The organism is Stenotrophomonas sp. YJH_SMC_64 (assembly GCF_059371375.1).
This window is the reverse complement of record NZ_JCAFUN010000007.1, coordinates 199805-221779: the sequence shown is the minus strand read 5'-3', so window position 1 is coordinate 221779 and position 21975 is coordinate 199805. Positions and strand designations below refer to the sequence as shown.

General features: G+C 65.1%; 19 protein-coding genes and 1 tRNA gene. 6 read left to right on the top strand and 14 right to left on the bottom strand.

The genetic code is table 11. The features are described 5' to 3' along the window. Positions 1 to 30: 30 nt before the first annotated feature. Entirely contained in the window at positions 31 to 1407 is a 1377-nt protein-coding gene (gene ffh / locus AC5P9L_RS09640; RefSeq protein ID WP_005408591.1) for a signal recognition particle protein, read from the bottom strand. A 122-nt stretch (positions 1408 to 1529) separates the two neighbouring features. On the opposite strand from ffh, the gene AC5P9L_RS09635 reads away from it, so the two are divergent. Beyond that, complete coding sequence (locus tag AC5P9L_RS09635; protein WP_012479528.1) at positions 1530 to 2324, top strand: cytochrome C assembly family protein; 795 nt, start codon at positions 1530 to 1532, stop codon at positions 2322 to 2324. 99 nt (positions 2325 to 2423) lie between these two features. Here the strand turns inward: AC5P9L_RS09635 and AC5P9L_RS09630 are convergent, their stop codons facing one another. The 4 genes from AC5P9L_RS09630 to radA all read right to left on the bottom strand — a co-directional run bounded on the left by AC5P9L_RS09630 (position 2424) and on the right by radA (position 8690). Next, on the bottom strand, positions 2424 to 2888 hold the full coding sequence (locus AC5P9L_RS09630; protein ID WP_005412649.1) for a YqhG/Tai3 family protein: 465 nt from the start codon (positions 2886 to 2888) through the stop codon (positions 2424 to 2426). 92 nt (positions 2889 to 2980) lie between these two features. Then, a complete protein-coding gene (locus tag AC5P9L_RS09625; RefSeq protein ID WP_012479526.1) occupies positions 2981 to 5287 on the bottom strand; it encodes a tetratricopeptide repeat protein in 2307 nt (768 codons plus the stop codon). A gap of 48 nt (positions 5288 to 5335) precedes the next feature. Then, positions 5336 to 7192, bottom strand: coding sequence for an ATP-binding protein (locus AC5P9L_RS09620; RefSeq protein WP_005412647.1), 1857 nt, complete (start codon positions 7190 to 7192; stop codon positions 5336 to 5338). 121 nt (positions 7193 to 7313) lie between these two features. Continuing rightward, a complete protein-coding gene (radA, locus tag AC5P9L_RS09615; RefSeq protein WP_005408586.1) occupies positions 7314 to 8690 on the bottom strand; it encodes a DNA repair protein RadA in 1377 nt (458 codons plus the stop codon). Positions 8691 to 8840: 150 nt separating this feature from the next. Here radA and AC5P9L_RS09610 point away from each other — a divergent pair, with 150 nt between their 5' ends. Continuing rightward, entirely contained in the window at positions 8841 to 10898 is a 2058-nt protein-coding gene (locus tag AC5P9L_RS09610; protein WP_262101960.1) for a putative bifunctional diguanylate cyclase/phosphodiesterase, read from the top strand. 493 nt (positions 10899 to 11391) lie between these two features. Here AC5P9L_RS09610 and cyoD read toward each other — a convergent pair whose 3' ends face one another. The 4 genes from cyoD to cyoA are packed head-to-tail and all read right to left on the bottom strand — an operon-like array spanning position 11392 to position 15408. After that, positions 11392 to 11733, bottom strand: coding sequence for a cytochrome o ubiquinol oxidase subunit IV (gene cyoD / locus AC5P9L_RS09605; RefSeq protein WP_005408584.1), 342 nt, complete (start codon positions 11731 to 11733; stop codon positions 11392 to 11394). Beyond that, positions 11733 to 12371, bottom strand: coding sequence for a cytochrome o ubiquinol oxidase subunit III (gene cyoC / locus AC5P9L_RS09600; protein WP_005408583.1), 639 nt, complete (start codon positions 12369 to 12371; stop codon positions 11733 to 11735). The genes cyoD and cyoC overlap by 1 nt, the downstream gene beginning before the upstream one ends. Continuing rightward, complete coding sequence (gene cyoB, locus AC5P9L_RS09595) at positions 12368 to 14365, bottom strand: cytochrome o ubiquinol oxidase subunit I (protein ID WP_032966504.1); 1998 nt, start codon at positions 14363 to 14365, stop codon at positions 12368 to 12370. The genes cyoC and cyoB overlap by 4 nt, the downstream gene beginning before the upstream one ends. A gap of 2 nt (positions 14366 to 14367) precedes the next feature. Further along, the gene (gene cyoA / locus AC5P9L_RS09590) at positions 14368 to 15408 is read right to left on the bottom strand and encodes a ubiquinol oxidase subunit II (protein WP_005408581.1); all 1041 of its coding nucleotides are present in this window, start codon (positions 15406 to 15408) and stop codon (positions 14368 to 14370) included. Between the two features lie 353 nt (positions 15409 to 15761). Here cyoA and AC5P9L_RS09585 point away from each other — a divergent pair, with 353 nt between their 5' ends. Genes AC5P9L_RS09585 through AC5P9L_RS09575 form a run of 3 tightly spaced genes read left to right on the top strand, consistent with a single transcriptional unit; the run spans position 15762 to position 17107 of the window. Next, entirely contained in the window at positions 15762 to 16373 is a 612-nt protein-coding gene (locus AC5P9L_RS09585; protein WP_065183102.1) for a GyrI-like domain-containing protein, read from the top strand. 39 nt (positions 16374 to 16412) lie between these two features. After that, on the top strand, positions 16413 to 16757 hold the full coding sequence (locus tag AC5P9L_RS09580) for a hypothetical protein (protein ID WP_065183103.1): 345 nt from the start codon (positions 16413 to 16415) through the stop codon (positions 16755 to 16757). A gap of 23 nt (positions 16758 to 16780) precedes the next feature. Continuing rightward, the gene (locus AC5P9L_RS09575) at positions 16781 to 17107 is read left to right on the top strand and encodes a hypothetical protein (protein WP_005408578.1); all 327 of its coding nucleotides are present in this window, start codon (positions 16781 to 16783) and stop codon (positions 17105 to 17107) included. A 26-nt stretch (positions 17108 to 17133) separates the two neighbouring features. On the opposite strand, the gene AC5P9L_RS09570 is transcribed toward AC5P9L_RS09575, so the two are convergent. The 3 genes from AC5P9L_RS09570 to AC5P9L_RS09560 all read right to left on the bottom strand — a co-directional run bounded on the left by AC5P9L_RS09570 (position 17134) and on the right by AC5P9L_RS09560 (position 19315). After that, positions 17134 to 17646 (bottom strand): hypothetical protein, encoded by a 513-nt coding sequence (locus AC5P9L_RS09570; RefSeq protein ID WP_229297693.1) that lies wholly within the window; start codon positions 17644 to 17646, stop codon positions 17134 to 17136. 2 nt (positions 17647 to 17648) lie between these two features. Beyond that, positions 17649 to 18635 (bottom strand): RHS repeat-associated core domain-containing protein, encoded by a 987-nt coding sequence (locus AC5P9L_RS09565; RefSeq protein WP_423160134.1) that lies wholly within the window; start codon positions 18633 to 18635, stop codon positions 17649 to 17651. 245 nt (positions 18636 to 18880) lie between these two features. Further along, positions 18881 to 19315: a lipoprotein gene (locus AC5P9L_RS09560; RefSeq protein WP_012479517.1), complete on the bottom strand. Its 435-nt coding sequence runs from the start codon at positions 19313 to 19315 to the stop codon at positions 18881 to 18883. 399 nt (positions 19316 to 19714) lie between these two features. Here AC5P9L_RS09560 and AC5P9L_RS09555 point away from each other — a divergent pair, with 399 nt between their 5' ends. Continuing rightward, positions 19715 to 20287, top strand: a complete 573-nt coding sequence (locus tag AC5P9L_RS09555) for an HNH endonuclease (RefSeq protein ID WP_480983747.1) — start codon at positions 19715 to 19717, stop codon at positions 20285 to 20287. A 492-nt stretch (positions 20288 to 20779) separates the two neighbouring features. Here AC5P9L_RS09555 and AC5P9L_RS09550 read toward each other — a convergent pair. Both AC5P9L_RS09550 and AC5P9L_RS09545 read right to left on the bottom strand, forming a co-directional pair. Beyond that, positions 20780 to 20855, bottom strand: a tRNA-Thr gene (locus tag AC5P9L_RS09550). A 50-nt stretch (positions 20856 to 20905) separates the two neighbouring features. Continuing rightward, positions 20906 to 21910, bottom strand: a complete 1005-nt coding sequence (locus AC5P9L_RS09545; RefSeq protein WP_227415820.1) for a 2-hydroxyacid dehydrogenase — start codon at positions 21908 to 21910, stop codon at positions 20906 to 20908. Positions 21911 to 21975 lie beyond the last annotated feature (65 nt).

Genomic DNA, 21975 nt, shown 5'->3' with positions numbered 1-21975 from the left:
GTCGCAATGCGCGCCGGCCCCGTCGCTGCATCAACGGAACGGCATGCCGCGGCCGCCCATGGCGCCCATCATGCCCTTCATGCTGCGCAGCATGCCCTTCATGCCGCCGCCGGCCATCTTGCTCATCATCTTTTCCATCTGCATGTACTGCTTCATCAGCTTGTTGACGTCAGCCGGCGTCACGCCCGAGCCCTTGGCGATGCGCGCGCGGCGCGAGCCGTTCAGCAGGTTCGGGTTGCGCCGTTCCTTCTTGGTCATCGAGCTGATGATGGCGATCATGCGCGGCACTTCCTTGCCCTGGCTGACCTGCTGCTTCAGATGGTCGGGGATGTTGCCCAGGCCCGGCAGCTTGTCCATCAGGCCGCCGATGCCGCCCATGTTCTGCATCTGCTCGAGCTGGTCACGCATGTCGTTCAGGTCGAACTTCTTGCCCTTGGCGACCTTCTCGGCCAGCTTGGCCGCCTTGTCCTTGTCGACCTGCTGCTCGACCTGCTCGACCAGCGACAGCACGTCGCCCATGTCGAGGATGCGGCTGGCGATACGGTCCGGGTGGAACACGTCCAGGCCTTCCGGCTTTTCGCTGACGCCGACGAACTTGATCGGCTTGCCGGTGATGTAGCGCACGCTCAGTGCGGCACCGCCACGGGCGTCACCGTCGGTCTTGGTCAGCACCACGCCGGTCAGCGGCAGGGCATCGCCGAAGGCCTTGGCGGTGTTGGCCGCGTCCTGGCCGGTCATGGCGTCGACCACGAACAGGGTTTCGGCCGGGTTCACCGCAGCGTGCAGGGCCTTGATCTCGGCCATCATCGCTTCGTCGATGGCCAGGCGGCCGGCGGTATCGACCAGCAGCACGTCGACGAACGACTTGCGCGCGTCGTCGATGGCGGCACGGACGATGGCTTCCGGCTTCTGGTCGGCACTGGACGGGAAGAACAGCACGCCGACCTGCTCGGCCAGGGTCTTCAGCTGCTCGATCGCGGCCGGACGGTAGACGTCGGCCGAGACCACCATCACCTTCTTCTTGCGCTTTTCCTTCAGGTGCTTGGCCAGCTTGCCCACCGTGGTGGTCTTGCCGGCGCCCTGCAGGCCCGCCATCAGGATGATGGCCGGCGCGGGCACATTGAGGTTCAGGTCGCTGGCTTCGGCGCCCATCACCGCGGTCAGCTCGTCGCGCACGACCTTGATCAGCGCCTGGCCCGGGGTCAGCGACTTCAGCACTTCCTGGCCAACCGCTCGTACCTTGATGCGCTCGATCAGGGCCTGCACCACCGGCAGCGCAACGTCGGCTTCGAGCAGCGCGATGCGCACTTCGCGGGTCGCCTCGCGGATGTTCTCCTCGGTCAGGCGGCCACGGCCACGCAGGCGCTCGATGGTGCCGGAAAGGCGCTGGGTCAGGGACTCGAACATGCGGCGCAACCTGTCTGAAAGCGGGGGACAATAAGGCAGACAGTATAACGGGTCCGGCTGTCTCCCCGGACTGCGGCCACGGGACCGTCGCCACCACCGCAGGGGTATGCGAAACTGCAACGATGACAATCGTTCTCATCGCCGTCCTGCTCTACCTGGCTGCCAGTGCCCTGCTGGTGCGCGCGCTCGGCCGCGATGAAACCACCGGCTCGCCCACCTGGCTGTGGCCGGCCCTGCCGGCGATGCTGCTGCATGGCAGCTACCACGTGATGGTGGCGATGCGCACCAACGGCGGGCCGGACATGCACTTTTTCGCCGCGCTGTCGCTGGTCGGCCTGGGCATGGCCTGGCTGACCTCGCTGGTCGGCGCACGAGGGCGGATGTCGGCGCTGGGCGTGGTGGTGTTCCCGCTGGCTGCCGTGCTGCTGCTGGCCTACCACGGCTACGGCCACGAACCGAGCAAAGTGCTGGGCTGGCGCCTGGCCAGCCACGCCTGGCTGGCGCTGCTGGCCTACGCCACGCTGAGCATCGCCGCGCTGCTGGCAATCATGCTGTGGCTGCAGGAACGCGCACTGCGTCGCCGCGAGTTCCGGCCGTGGCTGCGGGCGCTGCCGCCGCTGGCCGACCTGGAATCACTGCTGTTCCGGGTGATCATCGTCGGCTTCGCGCTGCTGACCCTGACCCTGGTCACCGGCGTGCTGTTCGTCGATGACCTGCTGGCACAGAAGCTGGTGCACAAGACCGTGCTGAGCGTGCTGTCGTGGGTCGTGTTCGGCGTGCTGCTGGTCGGCCGCCGCCGCTACGGCTGGCGCGGCATGAAGGCGGTGCACTGGACGCTGGCGGCAATGCTGTTGCTGCTGCTGGCGTTCTTCGGCAGCCAGTTCGTGATCGAACTGGTGTTCGGGCATACGCGATAGAAGCGTGCCGACCAACGGTCGGCACCCACCCAACATCACCTGGTAGTGCCGGCCGCTGGCCGGCAACTGGACCGCACCCTGCGTGGATGCTGCCGCCGGTCAGGGCACCGGCTGCGCCAGGATCTTCCGCACCGAACGGCCGCTGTTGGTGAGGATGTCATCGACCTGCCAGCAGCCCTGGCCCTGGCGCACCATCGGCAACCGGGTCACGTAGGCCTTTTTCCAGACCAAATATCGCATTTCTACCTGGCCAGTGGTCGCCGAGGCCTCTTTCCAGCTGTAACGCACGGGGCTGTCGATGTCGCCATCCTGCGCATCCAGCCACGGATCGGAATCGATCGTGCAGATGCCCTCCTCGCGCTGCTGGCAGGCACGCTCATCACGCAGCGCCTTGCCGAAGGCCGCGCTGACCAGCGCGGCCGGCGGATCCAGCAGATCACCGTTGCCGGTCGTCGCCTCGTAGAAGGCGCGGGCCACAGCCGCAGGCTCCCGGCAGGCGGGAGCAGCCTGCACGGTGGGGGCCAGCAGCAGCCCGGCGATCACGAACATCCCTGTCTTTCGCATGTATTTCTCCTTGAGGGAGTGCCGGCCGCTGGCCGGCACTACAGGATATCCCGGCGCTGCCGGCCAGCGGCCGGCACTACCCGATACCCGGCTTACAACCCGTAACGCTCGATCACGTCCAGGTGCGGCTGGCGATCCTGGTCGCAGGCTTCGGCCAGGCGCAGCCAGCAATGCGGATGCGGCCACGTCGCGGTCTGCTGCTGGAGGAAGCGGTGCAGCGCCAGCGGTGCATGGTCCTGCGGCTGGGCCACGGTGAACAGCAGGCCGGGCAGCGTACCCTCTTCCACATCGGGGTCGGTGACGGTGTAGTCCGGGCGGCTGTGCGACCACACCTTCCAACCCTGTGCTTCGGCCGCCTCAACGAAGACGTTCCAGGCCTCTTCGCCCGGGTGCGCGCCATCGATCATCCAGCTGCGGGCGAAGCCGCCGCGTTCCAGCACATGCACCTGCGCATAGGTCGGGATGAAATGCTCGCGTGCTTCCTCCTCCTCGGGTGCCGGATGCACCAGCGCGGCATCGAACACCACCCAGTCGCCCACCTGCTGGGCGCGGTTGGACGGCGCGTTCTCGACGATGCGCGCGGTCACCGGCCCGCTGCGACGGGCGTAGTACTCCATCGGCTCACCGTTCTCTTCGCTGCGGATGATCACCCAGCCCCACGGCTCTTCGACCACGCCTTCCAGGCTGGACAGCTCCATGCCGATCGCCTTCGCCGAGCGACGCACGGCGTCCCAATCCCGCGCCGCGCTGGCGGCACTCATGTGGTCCCAATGCGCGGCATTCGGATCTTCCAGCAATTCAACCAGCTGCGCATAGCAGGCCTGTGCTTCGCTGAAGCGGCCGGTTTCCATGTACATGCGCGCCAGCGTGCCGCGCGCGCCGTGCGAGCCCGGAGACAGCTCCAGCAGGGATCGGGCCGCCTGCTCCAGCGCCGGCCAGTCGGACACGCGGCGTGCACGCTGCACCTCGCACCAGTGCGCGAACACCGGCACGCTGCCGCGATAGAGATCGGCCAGCTGGCGCAGGCCATCGTCGTCGCCCTGTTCGGCCAGCCAGCGCATCAACGTGTAGGCCGCGGGACCATCGTTCTGCGCATGGCTGCGTACGAACCGCCACAGCAGCGCGCGCGCCTCGGGCTGCGCGCCGCAGGCATTGAGTGCGCTGGCCGCCATCTCGGCCAGCGCCTCGTCATCGGGCAACTCGGCATGCGCCTGCAGCAACCACTGCGCTTCGCGCTCGGGATCGCGCGACTGGTTCTGTTCGCCCTGCGCGTCCAGCCATGCCAGCAGCTCGCCCGCCGGCACCGGCAGCGGTGCGACATCCGGCAACGCGTCGATGCGCGCGGCCAGGCCGGCCACCAGCGCCGCAGCACCACGATCCTGGCGCAGCTGCGCCAGATGCGTGCGGGCCAGTTCCAGCTGCCGCAGTGCCACCCAGCGCGCACCACGCTGCAGCGCCAGCTCCAGGCTCAGCGCTGCCACTTCGATCAGCAGGCGATGCGATCCGACCCGGGCAAAGTGCTCGATGATCGTGTTGAAGCGCGTGCCCAGATCCCAGGTATTGCGCGCAGGATCCCGCTGGCAGAGCGCGGCGGCGGTGTTGGCCCACAGGCGCCAGTAGTTCGGAGTCAGCTCGCTCCACGGCACCAGCTGCTGCAGCGCCTCTTCGTCGCGGCCCAGCTGGGCCAGCGCCCAGGCCTTGGACAGGCGGCGCGGCACCGTGCAGTTGGCCGGCTCGTATTCTCCGGACGCAGCAACTTCGGCCTCCCGCTTTTCGATCAGTGCCAGTGCCTCATCGGCACGGCCCATTCCCAGCAGGATCTTGATCTGCATCTCCGGGAAGCTGTCGAACACTTCCTTGCCACAGGCCTCCACGGCATCGGCCTGCGCCTGCAGGTAATCCAGCGCCGCCTGGCCACGACCATCATCGAGCAGCGCATCGGCCTTCTCGCAGCTCAGGCACTGGAAACAGGCCCAGCTCGGGTCGATGCGACCCAGTGTTTCATCGCAGACCTCGATGCGCTCGGGCACCCAGCCCGGGCCATCGATGTTGCCATAGCAGGCAGCCAGATCCTGGGTCACGCAGATCGACTGCGGGCATTCCAGCGTGTCCTCACGGTGCGCACGTTCGAACAGCGCCACCGCTTCGCCCAGCGCGCTCTCGCCTTCGACGCGGTTGCCGACGCGGTTGCGCAGCGCCCAGTGGCCGACATAGACGTCGACCCACGGGTTGTCCAGCGCCTTGCCCAGCGCACGCGCTTCGGGCAGCAATGCATCGACGCGGTCGATCTGCAGTTCACTCACCTCGTCGGCGAGACGGTTCAGCAGGTGCGCGTTCTGCGCCTGGCCGGCCTGGCGCAGGTCACCCTGCAGTTTTTCGACCCAGTTCCAGATGTCCATGGGGTAAGTGCTCCTGTCTAGCAAAGGCTGGATGAGAAGGTACGGTGCTCAGCGCAGCATCTGCTGCAGGGCACCGGCAATATCGGTAAAGGCGCCGTTGAGATCCGGGCCGGGCGTAGCGTTCGCGCGTGCCAGCGGGCGGCCCTGCGCGGCGACGATGATCTTCAGTGAGCGCAGCAGACGGGCTGCGGCTTCGGCCTGTGGATGCCCCTCGCGCTGGGCGCGCAGCAGCGCCTGCACTGCCGGGTTGTCGAGATTGAGGTACAGCCGCGACGGCGCGCGCGACTCGATGCGTGCGGTGAACTGCCGGGCCAGGCGCAGCGCGGCCATCGACACGCGCTTGTCGTTCTCGTCGTCTTCCAGGCGCTGCTTCAGCTCGGCTTCGCGGTCGGGCACCACCACCACCGGCAGCGACTCGGGGCTGAAGCGTGCCGGCAGCAACTGTTCGCCGTCGCCCAGCTGCTCGCGCAGCCATGCCAGCTGCGCCTCGTCGAGGCTGTCATCGCTTCGGAACAGTGCACGGTTACCCTGCTCGGTCCCCAGTTCAACCAGGCGCAGGCCCTTGGCCTGGGCCCAGCGACGCAGGAACGGCACGACTGCATAGCGGTGGCCATGCGCGACCGGTACCCCCATCGCGCGGAACAGCATCTCCTCGAAGCCACCGCCATTGTCGAGAATCACATGCACGGCACCACGCGCCGGCAGCGCACTGGCCGGCAGGTCGCCCTGCGAAGTCGGCACGCGCACGTGCTCCAGCAGCAGGTCGAACAGGCGGTCATCGCACAGCGCCGCGCCCAGCAAGGCCTCATTATGGCGCGTGAGAACGCGTCGCCAGGCTTCCGGCTGCTGCCGTGCGACGTCGGCCAGGCCATCAATCAGCGCCTCCAGCAGCGCGTGCTGCACGGCCCGGTACTGGTCATCGCGCTGCAGGTCTTCGCGGCTGGCGGTGGGCGTCAGCCGCGAGGATTCGATCACTCCGCCGATGAAGCCCGCCCACGGCGGCAGCAGGTCGCGCGCATCGTCGTCCAGCAGCATGCCGCGCACGAACACCGAAAGATTGCGGTTGTCACTGGTGCCGTAGGTAGCGCCGTCCTGGACCCACAACAGGCCGGTGGCATCGCTGTCGCCATCCGCGCGCAGTGGCACGGTGACGATCGGCTCGAAATCGTGCTCGAAGCGCGCAGCGAACTGCAGCGCCTGGCGACGCGCCTGCACCGGATGCACGACGACGTCACCCTGGCTGCGCCACGGCGGCGGCTCGGGGTTGAGCGCCTCGGCCGCAGCACCGATGAAGATCGGCTCGGACAGCAGCGCGCAATAGCGGCCCAGCACCTCGTGCAGGCGCGCCTCGTTGGCCAGCGGCAGGAAATCCGGATGCAGCTCCAGTTCCACCTCGGTGCCAACCGCGCGCGCCGGCATTTCGCTGACGGTGTACTGCTCGGCATTGCTGGACACGTACAGATGACCCAGTTCCGGCGTCTGGTACGAGGTGGTACGCACGCTGACCCTGCGCGCCAGCACGAAGGCCGACAGGAACCCGAGGCCGAACATGCCGATCAGGCCTTCATCGTCCTCCCCGCCCTGGCGCAGGCCCCGGGTGTAGCCGACGCCCACGGTAGCCAGGTAGTCATGGATTTCCTGGCGGGTCAGGCCGGCACCGGTATCGGTGATGCGCAGCACGCCGGCAGCGGCATCGACCTGCACCGAGATGCGCGACGGTACTTCGATGCCGGGCTGCTCGATGCGGCGACGGATGATCGAGTCATGCGCGTTCTGCACCAGCTCGCGCAGCGCCACCATCGGGGTGGAATACAGGTGCTTGCCCAGCACCGTCATCAATCCATTGAGATCGACCCCTGCGCGACGGATTTCGGCGTTGGGGGCGGTGGGCGTGGTGTCCTGCATGTAATCGTTTACTCCTGGGCACGGAAAGACGCCAGAGGGCGCCTTCGTCGAGCGGGAAAAACTAGCACAGGCAGGCTGACCGTTGCCGTATACGACGTTTGTAGAGGCAGGGCCGCGCGCATCACGCCGCGTCGATAGCCTCGGACAGGCGCTCCACCGCGATCACTTCCATGCCCTTCACCGAACCGCCCTTGGGCGCGTTGGCCTTGGGCACGATGGCGCGCTTGAAACCATGGGTGGCCGCCTCGCGCAGGCGGTCCTCGCCGTTGGGCACCGGGCGGATCTCGCCGGACAGGCCAACCTCGCCAAAGGCAATCGTCTTTTCCGCCAGCGGCCGGTCCTGCAGCGAGGACAGCACCGCCAGCAGCACCGGCAGGTCGGCCGCGGTCTCCTGTACGCGGATACCCCCGACCACATTGACGAACACGTCCTGGTCGCCGACCAGCACGCCGCCGTGACGGTGCAGCACGGCCAGCAACATGGCCAGGCGGTTCTGCTCCAGGCCGACCGCGACACGGCGCGGGTTCGACAGCGGCGATGCATCGACCAGTGCCTGCACCTCCACCAGCAGGGGCCTCGTGCCCTCGCGGGTGACCATCACGCAGCTGCCCGGCTGATGGGTGCTGCCGCCGGACAGGAAGATGGCCGATGGATTGGAGACTTCCTTCAGGCCCTTGTCCCCCATCGCGAACACGCCCAGTTCGTTGACCGCACCGAAGCGGTTCTTGAAAGCGCGCAGCAAACGGAAGCGGCTGCCGCTCTCGCCTTCGAAGTACAGCACCGCATCGACCATGTGTTCGAGCACGCGCGGGCCGGCGATGCCGCCCTCCTTGGTCACGTGGCCGACCAGGAACACGGCGGTGCCGGTCTCCTTGGCGAAACGCACCAGCCGCGCCGCGCTCTCGCGCACCTGGCTGACCGAACCCGGCGCGGCGGTCAGGCTCTCGGTCCACAGGGTCTGCACCGAATCGGCCACGATCAGCCGCGGGCCCGCCCTGGAGGCATGCTGCAGGATCGACTCGACGCCGGTCTCGGCCAGCGCGTTGACCCCATCCAGTGGCAGTTCCAGCCGGTGCGCACGACCGGCCACCTGCGCCAGCGACTCCTCGCCGGTGACGTACAGCACCGGCAGTTCGGCCGCCATCTTTGCCACTGCCTGCAGCAGCAGGGTCGACTTGCCGATGCCCGGGTCACCGCCGACCAGCACCACCGCGCCCTCGACCAGGCCACCGCCGAGCACGCGGTCGAACTCGCCGATGCCGGTGCTGACCCGGCGGTGCTCGGTCTGCTCCACGTCCTTCAGCGCGGTGATCTTCGGCGGATCGATCTTGCCCGCCCAACCCGCCCGGCGCGACGCCGGCGCCTTGGCCGCCGCCGCGCTCTCCAGCACGATTTCCGACAGCGAGTTCCAGGCGTTGCACTCGGTGCACTGGCCCTGCCACTTGCTGAATTCGGCGCCGCATTCATTGCAGACGTAGGCGGTGCGGGCTTTGGCCATCGGATGATTTCCAGCAACGGGAACAGGCGTGGCAGGATAGCCGAGCCGGGTCGCAGGTGCTGCGACCGCTCAAGTCCCGCCTGCCCGCGCCGATAGCTGTCGCGGGCGTGCGCCTTGCGGGCGCCCCCTCCCTCCCCCTCTGGATTCAACATGACTGGCAGTTACAGTCAGAGCCTGGTCGCCATCTCCCTGCTGGTGGCCATTCTTGCTTCGTACACGGCGCTGGACATGGCCGGCCGCCTGGCCACCGCCGAGGGCCGCGTGGCCCGCTGGTGGCTGGCCGGCGGCGCGGCGGCGATGGGCCTGGGTATCTGGTCGATGCATTTCATCGGCATGCTGGCCTTCGACCTGCCGATTCCGGTCGGCTACGACCTCGGCATCACCCTGTACTCGCTGGCCGTGTCGATCGGCGCCTCGGCCTATGCGCTGTGGCTGGTGTCGCGGTCCAGCCTGCCCTGGCGACGTCTGCTGGCCGGCGCCGTGCTGATGGGCCTGGGCATTGCCACCATGCACTACCTGGGCATGGCCGCGATGCGCATGCAGCCGGGCATCGACTATCACCCGGGCTGGTTCGCTGCCTCCATCGCGGTTGCCATCGGCGCCGCCGGTGCGGCGCTGTGGATTGCCTTCCGCCTGCGTGCCGAGCAGCGCAACACCACGCGCCTGCGCCTGCTCGCCTCACTGGTGATGGGCCTGGCCATCGTCGGCATGCACTACACCGGCATGGCCGCGGCGCGCTTCCCGGAGGGCAGCATCTGCGGCGCGGTCGGCAGCGGCGGCATCGACACGCGTTGGCTGGCGGTGCTGGTGATCGTCACCACGGTGGCGACCCTGGGCATCGCCCTGGTGGCCTCGCTGTTCGACCGGCAGATGCGCGTGCGCACCGGGCTGCTGGCCGATTCACTGGCACACGCCAACGACAGGCTGATCCAGGCCGCCCTGCACGACCCGCTGACCCAGCTGCCCAACCGCATGCTGCTGCAGGACCGCATCGAGCAGGCCATCGAGAAGGGGCGGCGGCGCAACCAGGCGGTGGCGGTGATGTTCTGCGACCTGGACGGCTTCAAGGCGGTCAATGATGCGTACGGACACCAGCTGGGAGATCGCCTGCTGGTGGCGGTGGCGCAGCGTATCGGCGGCCTGCTGCGGCCACAGGACACCTTCGCCCGCCTCGGCGGCGACGAGTTCGTGATCGTGCTGGCCATCGATGTTCCCGACGATGCAGTGGTGGTCGCCGAGCGGATCATCGCGGCGGCGGGCGAACCGTTCCTGCTGGATGCAGCCGAGCTGCAGGTCAGCGCCAGCCTGGGCATCGCCCTGTATCCGGCTGATGCCGGCAACGAGCGCGAGCTGATGGCACACGCCGATGCGGCGATGTACCACACCAAGGAGACCGGCCGGAACGGCTATACGTTCTTCACCCCCTCGATGCAGCTCAGTGCCAACCGCCAGCTGCGCCTGCTGCAGGACCTGCGCAAGGCCATCGCCCGCGACGAGCTGGTGCTGCACTACCAGCCCAAGTTCCCTGCCGCCGGCGCACCGGCCACCGGCGCCGAAGCGCTGCTGCGCTGGCAGCATCCCGAGCTGGGCCTGCTGGCGCCAGATGTGTTCATTCCCATCGCCGAACGCAGCGGTCTGATCCTGCCGATCGGTGACTGGGTACTGGACCGTGCCTGTGCACAGCTGCGCGCGTGGCACGATGCCGGACATTCCGAATGGTCGATGGCGGTGAACCTGTCACCGTTGCAGTTCGCCTCGCCGGCGCTGCTGGACAGTGTGCGCGAAGTGCTGCAACGGCACCGCATCGAGCCGGCGTGCCTGACCCTGGAGATCACCGAGACCACGGCGATGAAGGACGTGGACGCCAGCCTGGCGATTCTCAACGACCTGACCGCGATGGGCGTGCACATTGCCATCGACGACTTCGGCACGGGCTATTCCAGCCTGCTCTACCTGAAGCGCATGCCCGCCACCGAACTGAAGATCGACCGCGCGTTCGTGCACGATCTGGAATGCAATGAAGAGGATGCCGCCATCGTCTCGTCGATCATCGCGCTGGGGCGCACCCTGCAGCTGCAGGTGGTGGCAGAGGGCGTGGAGACGCAGGCACAGCGCGAGTACCTGAGCGAACTGGGGTGTGATCAATTGCAGGGTTACCACCTGGGCCGACCAATGGACGCCGAGGAGTTCCTGCGCCGGGTGGGGTGAGACCCCATCCACGCATGGCGTGGATCTCCTGGTAGAGCAGGCCGCTGGCCGGCTTCCCGTAATTGCCGGCCAGCGGCCGGCACTCCCCCCCGTGCCGGCCATGCCAGGCGGGATGAGGCCGATGGCCTTGGGGTCGGATCCCTGGCCGCAGGCAAGGGCTCTGACCCCATCCACGCATGGCGTGGATCCTGGTAGAGCCGGCCGCTGGCCGGCTTCCCGCAATTGCCGGCCAGCGGCCGGCACTACCCCCCCTGTGCCGGCCATGCCGGGTGGGATGAGGCCAATGGCTTTGGGGTCGGATCCCTTGCCGCAGGCAAGGGCTCTGACCCCATCCACGCATGGCGTGGATCCTGGTAGAGCCGGCCGCTGGCCGGCTTCCCGTAATTGCCGGCCAGCGGCCGGCACTACCACCGCGCGTGCCATTCCCGGTGGGCGCGACAAACAAAAAGGCCGCCCGAGGGCGGCCTTTCTGCGTGGCAACGTCGCGCGGACGTCAGTGCATCATGTGCACGTTCATGTTGTGCATGACCCACAGGGTACCGACCACGATGATGCCGATCACCACCACGGTGAAGGCCGCAGCGTTGACGTTCCAGCGGCTTTCCGAAGAGCGGTCCAGGTGCAGGAAGAACACCAGGTGGACCAGCATCTGCAGCACCGCGGTGATGGCGATGACCACACCGTTGACGGTGCGCGAAAAATCGCCCGACATCACCATCCAGAACGGGATGACGGTCAGCACCACCGCCAGCACGAAGCCGATCAGGTACGACTTCACGGTGCCATGGCTTTCGCCGCCGGTGCCGTGGTCGTGTGCATGGTTGTCATGTGCCATTACAGGGCTCCATTGAGGTAGACGACGGAGAACACGCCGATCCAGATCAGGTCCAGGAAGTGCCAGAACAGGCTCAGGCACGCCATGCGGGTCTTGTTGGTCGGGGTCAGGCCGTACTTCTTCAGCTGCACGAACATCACCAGCAGCCACAGCAGGCCGGCGCTGACGTGCAGGCCGTGGGTACCGACCAGGGCGAAGAACGCCGACAGGAAGGCACTGCGGTCCGGACCGTAGCCCTGGTGGATCAGGTGCTGGAACTCCCACACTTCCATGCACATGAAGCCGAAGCCCAGCAGCCAGGTGATGCCCAGCCACAGGTACATCTGACCCATCTGCTTGCGGTGCATGGCGATCATGCCCAGGCCGAAGGTCAGCGACGAGGTCAGCAGCAGCGCGGTTTCCCATGCCACGAACGGCAGTTCGAACAGGTCCTTCGCGGTGGGGCCACCATCGGTGCCGCCTGCCAGCACCACGTAGGTGGCGAACAGCGAGGCGAAGATGAGGCAGTCGCTCATCAGGTACACCCAGAAACCGAAGACGGTGTTGCCGCCGGTGTCGTGGTGCTCGTGGTCGTCATGGCCATGGGCCGCCGCATGCGCGGCGTGCCCGTGGCTCAGGGTCGAGGTATTGGTGCTCATGCCTTCAGCTCCGACTTCACCAGGCCCTGGGCTTCCAGGTGCTTGCGGTGTTCGTTCTCGATGCGTTCCACCTCGGCGGCCGGGACCCAGTAGTCCACGTCCTGGTCGAAGGTGCGGTAGATGAACGTGGCGATCATGCCGACGAAGCCGACGATGGCCAGCCACCAGATGTGCCAGATCATCGCGAAGCCGAACACCAGGCTGAAGGCACCGATGACAACGCCCGTGCCGGTGTTGCGCGGCATGTGGATGTCGGTGTACTTGGCCGGCTTCGGCCAGGCTTCACCACGCTGCTTGCGTTCCCAGAAATCGTCCAGTTCGGTGACTTCCGGCAGGGTGCCGAAGTTGTAGAAGGCCGGCGGCGAAGAGGTTTCCCACTCCAGCGTACGGGCATCCCACGGGTCGCCGGTCAGGTCGACCGTCTTCTTGCGGTCGCGGATCGACACGGCCACCTGGATGATCTGGCACAGGATGCCGGCACCCACGATGAAGGCACCTGCGGCGGCAATCAGCAGCAGCGGCTCGTAGGCCGGGTTGACGGTGCTCTGCAGGCGACGGGTCATGCCCATGAAGCCCAGCACGTACATCGGCATGAAGGTCACGTAGAAGCCGATGAACCAGCACCAGAACGCGCACTTGCCCCAGAACTCGTTGAGGCGGAAGCCGAACATCTTCGGCCACCAGTAGGTGATGCCGGCGAACATGCCGAACACCACGCCGCCGATGATGACGTTGTGGAAGTGGGCGATCAGGAACAGGCTGTTGTGCAGCACGAAGTCGATGGCCGGGATCGCCAGCATCACGCCGGTCATGCCGCCGATGACGAAGGTGACCATGAAGCCGATGGTCCACAGCACCGGGGTGGTGAAGTGCACGCGGCCGCGGAACATGGTGAACAGCCAGTTGAAGATCTTCACGCCGGTCGGGATCGAGATGATCATCGTCGTGATGCCGAAGAAGGCATTGACGTTGGCACCCGAGCCCATGGTGAAGAAGTGGTGCAGCCACACGATGAACGACAGCACGCCGATGCAGGCGGTGGCGTAGACCATGCCCTTGTAGCCGAACAGCGCCTTGCGCGAGAAGGTCGCGATGACTTCGGAGAACACACCGAACGCCGGCAGGACCAGGATGTACACCTCCGGGTGACCCCAGATCCAGATCAGGTTGATGTACAGCATGGCGTTGCCGCCACCGTCATTGGTGAAGAAGTGCGTACCCAGGTAACGGTCCAGGGTCAGCAGCACCAGGGTGATGGTCAGCACCGGGAAGGCAGCGACGATCAGCACGTTGGTCACCAGGGCGGTCCAGGTGAACACCGGCATCTGCATCAGCTTCATGCTGGGGGTACGCATCTTCAGGATGGTGATGAAGAAGTTGATACCGCTCAGCGTGGTACCCAGGCCTGCGACCTGTAGACCCCAGATGTAGTAGTCCATGCCGACGCTTGGACTGTATTCGATGCCCGACAACGGCGGGAACGCCAGCCAGCCGGTGGCAGCGAACTCACCGATCCACAGCGACAGCATGATCAGCACAGCGCCCGACACGAACAGCCAGAAGCTGAGCGAGTTGACGAACGGGAACGCGACGTCGCGCGCACCGATCTGCAGCGGCACGGCCAGGTTCATCAGGCCGGTGATCAGCGGCATCGCCACGAAGAAGATCATGATCACGCCGTGGGCGGTGAAGATCTGGTCGTAGTGATGCGGCGGCAGGTAACCCTCGGACCCGCCGACGGCGAGCGCCTGCTGGGTACGCATCATGATCGCGTCGGAGAAGCCGCGCAGCAGCATGATGAAGGCGACGATGAGGTACATCACGCCGATCTTCTTGTGATCCACCGAGGTGAACCACTCCTTCCACAGATAGCCCCACAGCTTGAACTTGGTGATCAGGGCCATGACGCCCAGGCCACCCAGCACCGCGCCGACCAGGGTGGTCAGCACGATCGGATCGTGGGGGATCGACTCAAGAGAGAGTTTTCCCAACATGTTCATTCTCCCGAACCCGCGTGGCCAGCATGGCCAGCGTGTTCGTGTTCGGTGGCATCCAGGTTTTCACCCGATTCCTTGGAATCATGCGCGTCACTGGGGGCATGCCCCTCGTGCGCTTCATGGCTGGCGGCATCGGCAGCGGCGGCACCGGCGTGCGAGTGCTTCATGCCGTAATGCTTGTTGTCGCCCATGTGCTTGGCGATGACCCAGTCGAACAGGCCTTCTTCGGTCTTGCCGAAGTAGGTGACCGGATACCACTCGGCGTTGCGTGCTTCACCCAGGGCCTTGAACGAGGCCTTGTCCAGGGTCTGCTCACCAGCACGGACCTGGTCCAGCCACTGGCGGTATTCGGCATCGGTGACCGAGTAGGCGGTGAAGTGCATCTTGGCAAAGCCTGCGCCACTGTAGTGCGAGGACATGCCCGGGAATTCACCGGTCTCGTTGGCGATCAGGTGGAGCTTGGTCTCCATCGCAGCCATCGAGTAGATCATGCTGCCCAGGTGCGGGATGAAGAAGGCATTCATCACCGAATCGGACGTGATCTTGAAGTTCAGCGGCGTGTTGACCGGGAACTTGATTTCGTTGACGACCGCCACCTTCTCTTCCGGATAGATGAACAGCCACTTCCAGTCCAGCGAGATCGCCTCGATGGTGACCGGCTTGACGTCCGATTCCAGCGGACGATACGGGTCCAGCGCGTGCGACGAACGCCAGGTCAGGACCGCCAGCACCAGCACGATCATGCAGGGAATGGACCACACCACCACCTCGATCGCCGTCGAGTGGGACCACTTCGGCTCGTAACGGGCCTTGGTGTTGGAGGCGCGATACTTCCACGCGAAGGTCAGGGTCATGATGATGACCGGGATGACGACCAGCAGCATGAGCACGGTGGCCGTGATCAGCAGGGTCTTCTCATCCTGGCCGATCTGGCCCTTCGGACTGAGGATGGCCACGGCATCGCAGCCGGTGAGCATCACCAGCAACGACAGCAGCAGGCCCGGGCGCAACCAGCGCCCAAGGGTTTTCAACGGAATCATCGGTCGATCCAATTGCGAGGGAATGCCGTTCCCCGTCCTGCCTGTTCCGGCCAAAGCCGGTCCCACCGGTCCGGAAGACAGGTAGGGAGGTGGGTCGAGTCAGCCTTTCAATTTTAGGCCGTCACCCACCATTTAAGAAAGGCATTGACATTGATCGAGCGCAGGAAAGGCCCGATTCTGGCTGCGACACGTTGTCGCACCGCGCGGACGTGACGGGGCGCATGACCCAGGGCGGCATTCCGGCCCTGGACGTACGCGGGCCGTTCGCCCTCGTTCGGCAAAGTCACCTGAATCGGTTCAGGCGTGCTGACGGGGGCCTGGCATGGGATGCTCGGCACAGGAGGAAGACCCCGATGGACAAGATCGACTTCAAGAAGCGCGACCGGGCACTCTATCACCCGCCCGCCGGCCAGTTCGTACCGGTCGATGTACCGTCCCTGCCCTACCTGATGGTCGATGGTCGCGGCGACCCGAACACCGCCCCGGCCTACCTGCAGGCGGTGCAATGGCTGTACTCGGTGAGCTATGCACTGAAGTTCGCCCTGAAGGCCGGGGGGCAGGACTACGTGGTGCCACCGCTGGAGGCGCTTTGGACCGCCGAGGATCCGTCGAGCTTTGTGGCACGCCGCAAGGATGAGTGGAGGTGGACGGCGATGATCCGCACGCCGGATGGGATCAGTCCAGCGCAGTTGGAGGCTGCCATTGCCAAGGCGGCGAAGAAACTGGGCGACGTTCCGGCCAGCCTTCGCCACGAAATTCTCGAAGAAGGTCTCTGCCTGCAGACGCTTCACGTAGGCGCCTACGATGACGAGGGTCCGGCCCTGGCCCATCTGCACGACGAACTGATGCCCGCACTGGGTTACACCTTTGCCGGCCCCCATCATGAGATCTACCTGAGCGACCCGCGCAGGACCGACGCGGCGCGGTTGAAGACCGTGCTGCGGCAGCCCGTCCGCGCGGAATGACCGCCTGCGAGCACCGCTCTGACAAGGAGCAGAAGATTCATGCCCCTGATTGATCGTTTACTGCGCTGGACCACCCTGCCCACCGGGCGCCGCGCCTTCGCGCTGCTGTGCAGCGTGTTGTTGCTTGTACTGGCCTGCAATCCCGACCTGCTGCCGCTGCTGTCGCTGATCGATGCACTGGGGATGGATGTGGTGGTGTTGCTGCTGGCTGCACAGGTAACGGTGGTACTGCCCTGGCTGCGGGAACACACCGGGCGATGGTTCCGGCTGGCCATGCGGATCGCGGCCGGGGTGCTGGCCGGGGTGATCGGCGGCTATCTGCGGCAACTGGTGATGCTCGTGCTCATCAGATCCGGCACCTGCTGCGCTATATATAGGGCTTGATCCTCCGGGCCTGCAGGGAAGACATGAAACAGCTCGCTATCACGCTCGGTGCACTGCTGCTGTCCGGCAGCGCATGGGCCGATACACACCAGACCGGAAAAATCACCAAACTGGTTGTCGAATCCACGTTCGTTTCCGTGTGGCTGGAAGGCCAGCCCACCAACAACGAGTGTGCTTCCGACGGGCGCTGGACAATCGATCTGGCCAGCGACAAATCCGGACGGGAAAAGTACGCGGCCATCCTGTCGGCGGCGTCATCGCGGACACCGATCGGCTTCCACGCACTCACCAGCGAAGGTTGCGGCGTGTTCGGAGCAAAGAAGATCTACTATTTCGATCTTGCTTATTAAGGCAGCACTCCGCGCAGACGTGCTGCTCAGCGCTTCGGGGCTGGATCTGCGATGCAGACCTTCTCCCCAAGGCGCAGAGTTCTGCCGTCCCCGTGCCCTGCGGGTGAACGATCAAGCGGCCAGAAGCAGACACTGATACCGGAAAGGTCATTGCCATAGTCTTCGGGGATGCCGGTCATGGCAATGCCCATGACTTCATTCCAGCCCGGCGCGCCACACTTCAGGCAAGCTGCCGCGCTCGCCTTGGCTTTGCCTGGTGTCCATCGCGCGGGCGGAAGGCCCATTCGCCCAGCTTTCCATTCGACATACCGGGAATGGAAGCCAATTGAAAATCCACGCCCCATGTCCACCGTTGTCGTCGAGGCGTCTGCGGGAACCGTCGATTCAACCCGGATCGTCACCGGCCGGTCGGGCAACGTGGCGCCGACCTCAATGCAGTAGGTCGGCGCGCAGGCCTGCGGCACAGAGACAGGTGGCGCAGCGGATGCTGCAGCCGGCAGCGAGGCGGCCAGAATGACGACTGAAGAAGCAATCCGCATGATCATTTCCTCTTGTCGTCCTCGATGAGCGTCTTGAACTGCTGCTCGCTACCGTTGCCGTTGTATGCGTGGTTCATGAAGCTTGTTTCAAACGACTTCAGCAGGTTGCCACCGGTATTGGCCATGATCTGGTCCTTGCCGAATCCAGGCTTGTAACCAGTGAATGCACGCCCCCCGCCCTTGCCCGCCGCCTCAAGGTAGCCATCGGACTTCCGACCATCCCCCAAACCCGGCACAAAGTGCAGAGAATCATGCAGGGTCGCCCCCTTGGCATCACTGCGGGTGGAGTCGATATGGGCCACCGATCCTTTGTATCCCCTCACGATGCCTTCGCCACGGATCGTATTTGAATTCTGTCCTGGCGATACGTCCATGATGTTGCCACGGGGATACATGTTGTTGCGAAGCGGAACGATGACGAACCGCGTACCGTCTTCAGTAACCAAACCGGCGGCCGCCTTCACCTGGCCAGCGATGAAGTCGGGGGTCGCCCCTGCGCCCTGATAGTAGATGGGAATGTAGACGGTACTACCGGCCTGGTAAGCCACTCGCCCATCCGGATCCGTGAATCTGTAAGGATTCCCATTGGCATACCGGTACCGGTTGAACTGCCCAACCGGCTGCTCTTGCGCCGTTACCGGATCCACCGACAGGAACACCCCCAACTGCGGGTCCATGTACCGCTGCTGCATGTAACTCAGCCCGGTAGCCGAGTCGCTCACATGCCCGGTATACCCCGGCCCGTCCGTGACCTGACCACCGACCACGGCCCCATAGGGCTCGTAGTCATTGCGCCTGGTCACGTTGCCGCTGGCATCGCTCTCAGCCACGACCGAGCCCAGGGCGTCAGTGTGGATGTACGTCACCGTGGTCTGGGCGATTGCGGTTGGTGACAGGCCAAGGCCGATCAGCAGCACACAACACAGCCAGATGCCTGCCGCACTCTGCATTCGAATCCAAACTTCAAATCCCCCGAAGCGGATCGACACACCGCCTGTTCCCCCGAACCTGCGCATCCCCGCAATTCCTGAAAGTGCCTTGAAGCAAGGCCGGCCGGGTATTGATAGCACAGGAAGGATGCCTGGGAAATCGCCCCCCCAAGTCTTGAGATCGAAGGGCAGCTGTTCACCCAAGCCTCATGCACTGAAACCTGGCGCGCCTTCAACTGAAACATGAAGTGCGAGCTGAGCGATACTGAGCCGCCGATGACCAGAGCAGATCCGCCCAGAACGCGCTAGAACGCGGTCGGGCTGACCTGGATAAGTCCGTCATGGGCCAGAGCGAGGCGGATACTGGTTTTGTTACCGGCGGTCACCATGTGGGAAATCTCGCGCCGGTGAGCCGACTCATCCCCCCACTTGCAGAGGCCCTTGCCAGCAAAACTTGCGCTGACGATTCGACTCCCGGCGGGAACGGTCAACGTCACCGACTCGCCTCGCCGCAGATGCGCTGCCAAGGTGCCATCGATATACAGTGCCAGTGGGCATGCGCCACCGACCGCGCCGACGTCCCGCGTCACCACCAGCTGCCCGGAAGCACCGTCCCCGGCTGTGTTGAACGCAAACACGCGGTCGGTTGGCACCGGCTGCGCCTGGTCGGCGCTGATCTGGCGCGTCGCGCAACCGGCAAGGGCGATGGTCGCAACCAGATACATCAGGATCTTCTTCATTGCATCCCCTGTTGATTGAAGCAGGCGTTCTTGCCGAAGGCAGCATGCATCCTGCGCAGCAATGGTAATAACCTCGGCCGGGTACGTATATGGCCCGTGCGCTGATCAAGCCATCCCTGTCCCTGCGCCCGCGATCATTGCTGCAGGCAACACAGGCAGAAGATCTCCGCAGATGACGATGCCAGGATGCCCATCGTCCATAGCCTGATGAGGCCGTCATGCACGTTGCGGCCGAATCACGATCTTCAGTACTCAATCTTTCCTAGATCATGCCGATAAACAGATGCCGGGGCTCCAAATTCACAAGGATGATGACTTACATGGCCGTACGGGGTTGGCAACCATCAAATCAAGAAGTCACATGTTCTCGAGGCTGCGGGTATATGGGACGCGCGCCATGTGCATGCCGGCAGCGATCACCCGTTCTTCAAAAACAGTTTCAGGAATTCGAATCATTTTGATGTGCTGATTGGAGGACGCCCCTATCCTCCGAAGGCAATTGCCAGCTGTGCCCATGGCCTCGCAACGGGCCAGTACCTCCCGACTTTCGAATTCGCCGGCGCAAAGGACGGGCTGTGGCATAGGCGACTCAAGGTACTGGGCTTCCAAGTCGTAGGGAAGAGACTGCGGAATTCCGTGCACGCCCTCGGGGAGAGGGGCCCAGCGAAGAGTATCGAAGAGGACATCAACGACATCCTGTCCTCCACGCATATTCTGGTCACCAAGCGCAAAGCGCTCATCGAAGCCAGGATCGGCCAAGGTCGATTCCGCATAGGCGTTCTCAAGCGTTGGAATCAAGGTTGCGCGGTAACCGTATGCACTGCCCTTGAGGCCCTCAGGGCATCACACATCAAGCCGTGGCGTACTTGCGACGATCAGGAGCGACTGGTCCCCGAGAACGGATTGCCACTCACTGCAACGCTCGATGCCCTGTTTGATCGACATCTTGTTTTCTTCAACGGGACGGCCTGATCCTGATATCCAATACGCTCGACGATGAACTATCTGCCCTGGGCATCAACAGGAAGATGAGGATCAAGGGCCGGCTCACTCCTCGGCAAAAGGCCCTTCTCGCGGAACATCGGCGAAACCTGGCCTAGTTGTTCGTTGCGCCACGCCGTGTCACCCGAGGGCTTGGCTGGGAAAACCACAGAGCGAGGCCAGAATGGTGATGCATGTGGGCGCTCTCCGCATCAGCCGCACGAGTGATGCCTCTGGCAAGGTCAGGGCTACCTCCAAGGTGCCCGCTGCCCCCTCATACTCCCCCGGGTTCCTTCCGACTATTCGTATGAGGACGCGAGGAGCTAAGCGCCTGGGAAGCCGGAGGGGCGAGCTGCCCCCCCCGAGATTCGGAAATCGCGACCTGCCAGCCATGGGCTGGCACTCCTGGGGTTGCCGGCCAGCGGCCGGCACTACCAGAGCATAAAAAAAGCCCCGACCAAGGCCGGGGCTTTTCATTACAACTGGTGCCGGAAACAGGAGTCGAACCTGCGACCTACGCATTACGAATGCGCCGCTCTACCAACTGAGCTATTCCGGCGGAGCCCGCGATTTTACGGGCTGGGCGCCCCGGCGGTCAATCCACCCGGCTCAGTCCGCCTCTACCCGGTTGGCACACACCCGCCCAGCCGCGAAATCCTGCAGGTTCCCCAGCGTGATCGCCGAGATCTCCTGCAGCGCCTCCACGGTGAAGAAGCCCTGGTGGCCGGTCACCAGCACGTTGGGGAAGGTCATCAGGCGCTGGAAGGCCTCGTCGTCGATGATCTCGCCGGACAGGTCCTGGAAGAACAGCGCGCTTTCCTGCTCGTACACGTCGATGGCCAGGTGGCCGAGCCGGCGCGACTTCAGCCCGCGGATCACTGCATGGGTATCCACCAATCCGCCGCGCGAGGTGTTGACCAGCATCGCGCCCGGCTTCATCCGCGCCAGCGAGGCGTCATTGATCAGGTGCTGGGTATCGGGCGTCAGCGGGCAGTGCAGCGAGACGATGTCAGCGCGCGCCAGCAGTTCATCCAGCGCCACCATCTCGCCGATACCTGCGAAGGCCGCCGACGGATACGGATCGTGCCCCAGCACCGTGCAGCCCATGCCCTTGAAGATGCGCGCGGTGGCCAGGCCGATCTTGCCGGTACCGATGATGCCGACCGTGCGGCCATGCAGGGTGCGCCCGAGCAGGCCATCGAGCATGAAGTTGCCCTCGCGCACGCGGTTGTAGGCACGATGGGTCTGGCGGTTGAGGGTCATCACCAGCGCCAGTGCATGCTCGGCCACGGCTTCGGGCGAGTACGCCGGCACCCGCGCGACGAACAGGTCCAGCGCTTTCGCAGCGGCCAGGTTCACATTGTTGAAGCCCGCACAGCGCAGCAGCACGGCCCGCACACCCAACGCGTGCAGCGCGCGCAGCACCTGCGCATCCAGCCGATCGTTGACGAACACGCAGACCGCGGCGCAGTCCTGTGCCAGCGCTGCGGTATGCACATCCAGCGCGGCATCGAAGTAGACGAACGTGTAACCCTGCCCCGCCGCCTCACGCAGGTTGGCTTCGTCCAGGAAGCGACGGTCGTAGGGTCGGGCGCTGAAGACGGCGATCTGCATGGAAGAACCTGGATGGAATGCCATGCCGACCATACCGCAGCCGCGCGTCCGTGGGGATGGCACCG